This is a genomic window from Kutzneria sp. 744 (assembly GCF_000568255.1).
Lineage (GTDB): Bacteria > Actinomycetota > Actinomycetes > Mycobacteriales > Pseudonocardiaceae > Kutzneria.
In genome coordinates, this window is sequence record NZ_KK037166.1 from 8,118,404 (window position 1) to 8,125,027 (window position 6,624).

The 6,624-nt window shown below is 69.2% G+C and carries 6 protein-coding genes; 3 read left to right on the forward strand and 3 right to left on the reverse strand.

Annotation, left to right across the window (positions count from 1 at the left end; translation table 11 throughout):
- Nucleotides 1-126 precede the first annotated feature (126 nt).
- From KUTG_RS37410 to edd, 3 genes are all read right to left on the reverse strand, one after another.
- Nucleotides 127-1,809, reverse strand: coding sequence for a PQQ-dependent sugar dehydrogenase (locus KUTG_RS37410; protein WP_043723657.1), 1,683 nt, complete (start codon nucleotides 1,807-1,809; stop codon nucleotides 127-129).
- 238 nt (nucleotides 1,810-2,047) lie between these two features.
- Nucleotides 2,048-2,671, reverse strand: coding sequence for a bifunctional 4-hydroxy-2-oxoglutarate aldolase/2-dehydro-3-deoxy-phosphogluconate aldolase (gene eda, locus KUTG_RS37415; protein ID WP_043723659.1), 624 nt, complete (start codon nucleotides 2,669-2,671; stop codon nucleotides 2,048-2,050).
- Nucleotides 2,672-2,676: 5 nt separating this feature from the next.
- Complete coding sequence (gene edd / locus KUTG_RS37420) at nucleotides 2,677-4,530, reverse strand: phosphogluconate dehydratase (RefSeq protein WP_043723661.1); 1,854 nt, start codon at nucleotides 4,528-4,530, stop codon at nucleotides 2,677-2,679.
- 371 nt (nucleotides 4,531-4,901) lie between these two features.
- Between edd and KUTG_RS37425 the strand changes: the two genes are divergently transcribed.
- From KUTG_RS37425 to KUTG_RS55535, 3 genes are all read left to right on the forward strand, one after another.
- Entirely contained in the window at nucleotides 4,902-5,192 is a 291-nt protein-coding gene (locus KUTG_RS37425; RefSeq protein WP_043723664.1) for a hypothetical protein, read from the forward strand.
- A 67-nt stretch (nucleotides 5,193-5,259) separates the two neighbouring features.
- Nucleotides 5,260-6,048, forward strand: coding sequence for a hypothetical protein (locus tag KUTG_RS37430; RefSeq protein ID WP_043723666.1), 789 nt, complete (start codon nucleotides 5,260-5,262; stop codon nucleotides 6,046-6,048).
- Between the two features lie 27 nt (nucleotides 6,049-6,075).
- The coding region (locus KUTG_RS55535; RefSeq protein ID WP_043723668.1) for an FAD-dependent oxidoreductase at nucleotides 6,076-6,624 on the forward strand (549 nt) is incomplete at its 3' end.

A 6,624-nucleotide genomic window follows, 5' to 3' on the forward strand; every position in this document is an offset into this window, starting at 1 on the left:
GGGGGACGAAAGGGATCCGCCGGTGTAACAAGGGCAATGCTCGATTAGCTCTGAATGTTGCCCCAGGAACACGAGAAACGGGGCCCCACCCGCCCGGGAGGCCCCGTTCCCGCCACCAACGCGCCGCTAGTTCAGCTGCACGTGGAAGATCGAGTCCTTGCTGTTGTTGCCGGTGCTGTCCTTGTCACCGCTGGAGTTGGTCAGCCACAGGCCGCCGTCCGGCGCCGGCTCGACGGTGCGCAGCCGGCCGTAGGTGCCGTTGAAGTAGGCCACCGGCTTGGTCGTGCTGTTGCCGGTGATCTCCATGCGGTACAGCCGTTGCCCGCGCAGCGCCGCCATGAACAGCACGTCGTGCACGATCGCCAGGCCGCTGGGCGAGGCGTTGGCCACCGGCCAGGTCTGGATCGGCTTGATGAACTTGCTGTTGCCGCAACCACTTCCGGAGGTGCCCTCACAGGACGGCCAGCCGTAGTTGCCGCCCTTCTGCACCAGGTTCAGCTCGTCCATGATGGAGTTGCCGAGCTCGGCCTCCCACAGCCGCCCCTGCGAGTCGAAGGCGAGGCCCTCGACGTTGCGGTGGCCGTAGCTCCAGACGTACTTGCCGGTGAACGGGTTGTCTGACGGGACGCTGCCGTCCGGGTTGAGCCGCAGGATCTTTCCGTTGAGGGAGTTGAGGTCCTGCGCGTTGTTGCCGTTCTCGCCGTCGCCGACGCCGGCGTACAGCTTGCCGTCGGGCCCGAAGCGCAGCCGGCCGCCGTTGTGGAACTGGTTGCGCAGGATGCCCTTCAGCAGCACCTGCTGGCTGCCGGTGTCCAGTTTGCCGTCGGTGTACTTGAAGCGGGCGATGCGGTTGTCCGAGGACGTGGTGAAGTAGACGTAGATCCAGTTGTCGGACTTGAAGGACGGCGCGATGTCCAGGCCGAGCAGGCCGCCCTCGCCGTTGGTGCCGGACACCCCGGGAACCGTGCCGGCGGTGGTCTTCGTTCCGGTCTTCGGGTCCAGGTGGATCAGGTTGTGCGTGTCCCGCTCGTTGAACAGGACGGTGCCGTCGGGCAGGGTCACCAGGCCCCAGGGCACGTCCTTGTCGTCGGTCACCTTGGTGACCTGGCCCGGCGTGGTGCTCCCGCCGCCCTCTCCGCCGGAGGTCTTGCCGGTGACCTTGCCGCTGGGCTTGGACACGTTGCCGGCGGCGTCGCGCGCGGTGACCGTGTAGGTGTGCGACGAGTTCGGCGCGAGGCCTTCCACGGTGAAGGAGTTCGTGGTGGCCAGGCCGACCTGTGAGGATCCCTCAAGAACGGTGTAGCCGGTGACGCCGACGTTGTCGGTCGACTTGGTCCACGTCAAGGAGATGGAGTTGGCCGTGGTGCCGGAGACCTTGAGGCCGCCCGGCGCGCTCGGGGGCGTGTTGTCGCTGGACTTCTTGGTCGTCACCTGGACCGTGTTGCTGGCCTGGGAGACGCCGCCCAAGGTGTCGCGGGCGTTGATGTAGAAGCCGTAGCTCGTGTTCTGGGTGAGGCCGGTGACGGTGGCCTTGAGCGTCTTGCCGTCGACGGACTTGGTGAGCTGCCCGTCGTGGTAGATGTCGTACGCCGCGAGGCCGACATCGCTGGTCGAGGCGCTCCAGGACAGGTCGACCGTGGTCTCGGTGACGTTGGCGGCCTTCAGATTCTTCGGCGGCGACGGGACGGCCGCCGGGGCCTGGGTCGAGGCCAGGGCCACCGGGACGGAGCTGACGGTCAGGCCGGCGGCGAGCGCGCCGGCGAGCAGGGCGCCGGCCACGGCCAGCGACCGCCGTGTGCGTGGTGCCACGGATACCTCCCACTGGTTCGGTATCGCGGCGGCGGATCACAAACGTTTTCATAAAGTTGCAGTCGGGTCAACCGTGCTTGTCTGCGCCGCCTTCGGCGTCGCGGCTCGGCCCCCGGGTAGCCGATGCCTCGCCCTAGCCGGATTTCGCCCGCCGCCATCCGGCTCAGTGGTGCGTGCGTCGGGTGGCGGCGACCGAAATCCGGCGTGCGGGCGAAGCATCGGCGGGGCCTCGCGGGGGTCAGCGGAGGTTTGCGGCTGCGGCGGCCAGGGCTTCCACGTGCTGCCAGTCGTTGGCGGCGAGGGCGTCGGCGGGGGTGAGCCAGGAGCCGCCGACGCAGCCGACGTTGGGCAGCGCCAGATACTTGGGCGCCGACTCGACCGTGATGCCGCCGGTGGGGCAGAAGCGGAGACCGGGCAGCGGACCGTAGATCGACTTCAGGTACGGCGCGCCGCCGGCGGCCTCGGCGGGGAAGAACTTCAGCACGGAACAACCCCGCTCCGCCGCCCGCATCGCCTCGCCGACGGTGCTCACGCCGGGCAGGAACGGCAGCCCGGTGGCGGCCACGGCATCCAGCAGCGCCTCGGTGGAACCGGGCGTGACGATGAACCGCGAGCCGGCGTCCAGGGCCTGCTTGGCGTGCTCGGGGGCCGTCACGGTGCCAGCGCCGACCACGAGGTCCGGCACGGCGGCGGCGATCCGCTCGATGGACGCCAGCGCGGCCGGGGTCCGCAGCGTCACCTCGATCACCTTGATGCCGCCGCGCAGCAGCGCCTCCGCCACGGGCACGGCGTGCTCCACGTCGTCCAACACGACAACGGGCATCACGGGGGACAGGTCCAGCAGATCTGCCGGGGTAATCATGGTCCTCACTTCCAGGTCGTCACGGGGACGGCGAACTTCTCCGGGGTGAGCGTGCTGCCGAACACGCTCGCGCCCGCGTCGGCGGGGCCGATGGCGCGGCGCAGCGGCCCGAACAGCTCGCGCCCGGTGCCCATCCACTCCTGCTCGTGCGGCGGCCCGTCCACCAGCCGCCGCCCCATCAGCTCGGCGTCGTCGACGAACACCTCGATGCTGCCACGGTTGGCGTCGAGCCGGATGACGTCCCCGTCACGCACGCGGGCCAGCGGTCCACCGGTCGCGGCCTCCGGTGTCAGCTGGATGGCGGCGGGGATCTTGCCCGACGCCCCGGACATGCGGCCGTCGGTGACCAGCGCGACCCGGTGCCCACGGTCCATCAGCACGCCCATCGCGGGGGTGAGCTTGTGCAGCTCGGGCATGCCGTTGGCCTGCGGCCCCTGGTTGCGCACGACCACCACGACGTCACGGTCGAGCTCGCCGGCCTTGAAGGCGGCCGTGAACGCCTCCTGCGTGGTGAAGACCCGGGCCGGCGCCTGCACGACCCGGTGCTCCGACGCCACGGCCGACACCTTGATCACGGCCCGACCGAGGTTGCCGGCCAGCATGCGCAGCCCGCCGTCGGCCGAGAAGGGGTCGTCGTGAGGCCGCAGTACAGCCGGATCCAGCGACTCGACCGGTCCGTCCCGCCACACCACCTTGTCGCCGTCCAGGAACGGCTCCTTCCGGTAGCGGTTGAGCCCCGGGCCGGCCACCGTCTGGACGTCCTCGTGCAGCATGCCGGCGTCGAGCAGTTGGCCGACGAGGAACGGCACGCCGCCGGCGGCCTGGAAGTGGTTGATGTCGGCGCTGCCGTTGGGGTACACGCGGGCCATCAGCGGCACCACGGCCGACAGCTCGGCGAAGTCGTCCCAGCCCAGCTGGATGCCGGCGGCGGCGGCGATCGCCGGCAGGTGCAGCGTGAGGTTGGTGGAGCCGCCGGTGGCCAGCAGGGCCACCACGCCGTTGACGACCGCCTTCACGTCGACCATCTCGGCCAGCGACGCCGACCGGGCCAGGCCGACGACCCGACGCCCGGCCTCCTCGGTCAGGGCCTTGCGCAGCGGCGTGTTCGGCGGCACGAAGGAGGCGCCGGGCAGGTGCAGGCCCATCACCTCGACGACCATCTGGTTGGAGTTGGCGGTGCCGTAGAAGGTGCAGGTGCCGGGCCCGTGATAGGACGCCGACTCGGCCTCCAGCAGCTCCTCGCGGGTGGCCTTGCCCTCGGCGTAGAGCTGCCGGATCCGGGCCTTCTCCTTGTTCGGCAGCCCCGAGGACATCGGGCCGGCCGGCACCAGGATGGCCGGCTGGTGGCCGAAGGCCAGCGCCCCGATCAGCAGCCCGGGCACGATCTTGTCGCACACGCCCAGCAGCAGCGAGGCGTCGAACATCTCGTGCGACAGGGCGATGCCGGTGGCCATGGCGATGACCTCGCGGCTGAACAGGGACAGCTCCATGCCGGGCTGGCCCTGGGTGATGCCGTCGCACATGGCGGGCACGCCGCCGGCGAACTGGGCGACGCCGCCGGCCTCGCGCACCGAGTCCTTCAGCCACGCCGGGTACTCGTGCAGCGGCTGGTGGGCCGACAGCAGGTCGTTGTACGAGGAGATGATCGCGACGCCGGGTTTGGTCAGCCCCTTCACCGCGAGCCGGTCCTCGCCGGCGCAGGCGGCGAAGCCGTGCGCGAGGTTGCTGCACGCCATGCCGGCCCGGGCGGGCCGATCGCCGGCGGCGGCCCTCATCCGGCGTAAGTACTCGGCGCGGGTGTGCTCACTTCGGGTCGCGATCCGCGCGGTGACCTGGGCAACCACGGGGTGAATCGCCATAGCCGACAACTCCTGTCCTGCTCACGGGCCGCCTCAGCGGCCCGGCGGGACGACGGCACTGGCGTCGCTTCACGGGCAACGTGACGGGTCCCACACTAGGTGATGTCCCCCGAGGGAATCAAAACCGATTCAGTGAAATGCCTAGTCACGGTGATGTTCGCCACTTCTCTAGTCATTTGCTGGTACTCCTCCATGGTCCGCCGCTGGTCCCCGCGAGAGGCGCCGGCGCTGGCAGAACTGGCATGCGGACTTGTTTGCCAAGATCGCGTGTGGCACTTGTCACAGCCCTGTGGTTCAGGCAGAGTGCAATGAGAGGGCGCAGTGTGGCGCCGAACACGTTGACGCCTGATCAAGCTTTTGGAGGTGCCGAGATGCCCAATTCGGAGATCGCGAACCTGCGGCGAGCCATCGGACAGCTTCGGCAGTGCATCACCGCCCTGGAGACCCAGTACGGCGACGCGACAGTGGTGAAGCGCCTGGTCAACGACCTGGAGCGGCTGGACATCGACGCCGAGGACCTCGGCTCGTCCCGCCCGGCGCCGGCGCCGCGCAGCGCCGAGCCGCTGGAGGTCGTTGTGGTCCCCGACACACCCTACGATCCGGCCCTGTGGCATGGTGCTGACGACGAGGGGGTCGGCGGCTACCAGGCTCACCGCGGGTGACCCGCGGCTGAGCCGATCGTTTGGCGCTCGACCCACAACTTCATCGCAAAGAGGCGAAGAGGTCTTCATGACGGCTGGCACCACTGCCCCGGGTCGGGCGCAGATTTCAGCGCGCACACTGCGCACCGACCGGTGGTGGGTCCAGCCCGCCGTCACGGTCGTTGTGCTCGTGGCATTCATCATCTACGCGACCATTCGCGCGTTCGCCAACGACTACTACTACTCGGCGCCGTACATCTCGCCGTTCTACTCACCCTGCCTGGCCACCAGCTGTGTGCCGGGCTCGGGCGAGGTGGCGATCTTCGGCGACTGGTGGAAGCTCTCCCCGGCGCTGATCATCCTGATCTTCCCGCTCGGCTTCCGGCTGACCTGCTACTACTACCGCAAGGCCTACTACCGCGGCTTCTGGTCCTCGCCGCCGGCCTGCGCGGTCGCCGAGCCGCACGGCAAGTACACCGGCGAGCGCCGCTTCCCGTTGGTGCTCAACAACGTGCACCGGTACTTCTTCTACGCCGGCCTCATCTTCAACGTGATCCTCACCTACGACGCCGTGATCGCCTTCCGCGACTCGACCGGCGCGTGGGGACACATGGGGCTGGGCACGCTGGTGCTGCTGGCCAACGCGGCGCTGCTGTGGCTGTACTCGCTGTCCTGCCACTCCTGCCGGCACGTCATGGGCGGCCGGCTCACGCACTTCTCCAAGCATCCGGTGCGCTACAAGGCATGGACCTTCGTGTCCAAGCTCAACACGAGGCACATGGCCTTCGCCTGGGCCTCGCTGATCGGGGTCGCTCTCGCCGACCTCTACGTCGCGCTCGTGGCCGGCGGAACGATCTCCGACCTCCGGTTCTTCTGAGCCCGACAATCGAATAGTGGAGCTTTCATGACCGAGTTGGAACGCCACGACTACGACGTCGTGGTCATCGGCGCGGGCGGTGCGGGCCTGCGGGCGGCCATCGAGGCCCGGCAGCAGGGCAAGCGCGTCGCCGTGGTGTGCAAGTCGTTGTTCGGCAAGGCCCACACCGTCATGGCCGAGGGCGGCATCGCCGCCTCCATGGGCAACGTCAACAGCGACGACAACTGGCAGGTTCACTTCCGCGACACCATGCGCGGCGGCAAGTTCCTGAACAACTGGCGGATGGCCGAGCTGCACGCCAAGGAGGCCCCGGACCGGGTCTGGGAGCTGGAGACCTACGGCGCGCTGTTCGACCGCACCAAGGACGGCAAGATCAGCCAGCGCAACTTCGGCGGGCACGAGTACCCGCGGCTGGCCCACGTCGGCGACCGCACCGGCCTGGAGCTGATCCGCAGCCTGCAGCAGAAGATCGTGTCGCTGCAGCAGGAGGACAAGCGCGAGACCGGCGACTACGAGTCCCGGCTCAAGGTGTTCGCCGAGTGCACGGTGACCGAGCTGCTGATGGACGGCGACCGC